Origin of the sequence: Micromonospora sicca (assembly GCF_003172935.1) — a bacterium.
Lineage (GTDB): Bacteria > Actinomycetota > Actinomycetes > Mycobacteriales > Micromonosporaceae > Micromonospora > Micromonospora sicca.
In genome coordinates, this window is record NZ_QGKS01000538.1 from 1 (window position 1) to 1,677 (window position 1,677).

Sequence of the window (1,677 nt, forward strand, 5' to 3'; positions counted from 1 at the left end):
CGCATTGCTGCGCCGGGGCCCCCTCAGAACCGTGCGTGCAACTCGTCGCGGCACACGGCTCAAGCAAGCCGCTCGGGCGATTTCAGGGTTGCAGGTGTGCTGGGTCCTGCCGCGTGCCGGTGGTGCGGCGGTGGCAGGAGGCGTGAACGAGTCGGGTTTCGTTCGGTAGGCCTGTCCCGTGGGAGATGATGTGCTGCTCGGTCATCGCCTTGCGGGTGGTGCGGTGCCATTGTTCCCATTCGCGGGGGCTTTGTGGCTCGCGGTCGGCGTGCAGGAGTAGTTGCCCGCAGATGGTGCAGGACCCGTTCTGCCTGCGGAGCAGGTGCAGGGTCCGGCGGTCGAGCAGGGGTCTGCTCTTGCTGCGCCGTTGGGCCCAGTAGTCGGCCTGGGCGGGGTCGTCTGGAGATGCGTCCCCGCGTACCAGGCCGTGCCGGACGATCTTGGTCCAGGCAAACTTGGGTAGGTAGGCGCCGCTGGTGCGGTCGCCGAATACCCAGCGGTCCTGCCTGGCCGTGTTGTACCGGCCGAAGTACCGGTTGATGATCCAGGGCTTCGGCTTGTGGGGGTGGCGGTGGCAGGCCCACTTGTAGGTGAGCCGCCACAGGTGCACGTCCAAGGCTGCGAACACGATGGACGACGCTGCCCCTCGGTAGTAGTTCGCCCAGCCCCGCACGATCGGGTTGATCTTCGCGAGGACTGCCGCCGGGTTCGTTCCCCGCAGGGCACGGAACTCGGCGGAGAGGCGGTGCCTGACTCGTTTGACGGCGGCCTTGCTGGGTTTGATCAGGAGCTTGCCGTGGTGCCTGCGGGCGGTGAATCCCAGGAAATCGAACCCGTCGTCGAGGTGGACGATGCGCGTCTTGTCCTCGTTGAAGGTCAATCCTCGGGGCGCCAGCCATGCGGCGAGCCGCGTTTTGACGTCTTCGGCCTGCTGCTTGGAGTAGCAGAGGGCGACCATGTCGTCGGCGTATCTGATCAGCGAAGGGGAGCCACGCTTCGTCCGCTGCGGATCGCTGCGTTCTTTGCGGACTCCTGCCGCCTCTTCCAGCCCATGCAACGCGATATTCAACAGCAATGGACTGATCACGCCGCCTTGCGGGGTTCCCGCGTCGGTCGGTGCGAATCCTTTGCCCGGTTCGAACACGCCCGCCTTCAGCCAGTCCCGGATCTTCGTCCGGCCGGGGAACGTCCCGATGGTGGCGAGTAGGTGGTCGTGGTCGATCCTGTCGAATGCCGCGGTGAGGTCTGCGTCCAGCACCCACAGGCGTTGCGCGGTCGCGCCGCACGCCGTCACGTGGATGACCGTGATCGCGTCCTGGCAGCTGCGGCCTGGTCTGAACCCGTAGCTCTTGGGTTCGAACCGAGCCTCCCATTCGGGTTCCAGTGCGTTGCGGTGTCGCGCCTGGTGGACGCGATCCGAGATGACCGGGATGCCGAGCGGGCGCTGTTTCCCATTGGCTTTCGGTATGTACACCCGCTTGGCCGCGAGCGGTGCGAAGGACCGGGCCGTGCGGTGGGTCTGCACCGCCAGGTCCATGCGTGCCGGGGAGGTCAACGCGACCTTCCCGTCGATGCCCGCGGTCTTGCGGCCAGCGTTGCGCTGCGCGACCTGGCGCACGCTGAGCAGCGTGTTCGACCAGCTCCGCAGCATCATTTTCTGCAGGTTCCTGACATTAG

General features: G+C 66.4%; 1 protein-coding gene. It reads right to left on the reverse strand.

Annotation, left to right across the window (positions count from 1 at the left end):
• Window positions 1-82: 82 nt before the first annotated feature.
• On the reverse strand, window positions 83-1,677 hold a 1,595-nt coding region (gene ltrA, locus DKT69_RS37515; RefSeq protein WP_109806084.1), incomplete at its 5' end, for a group II intron reverse transcriptase/maturase.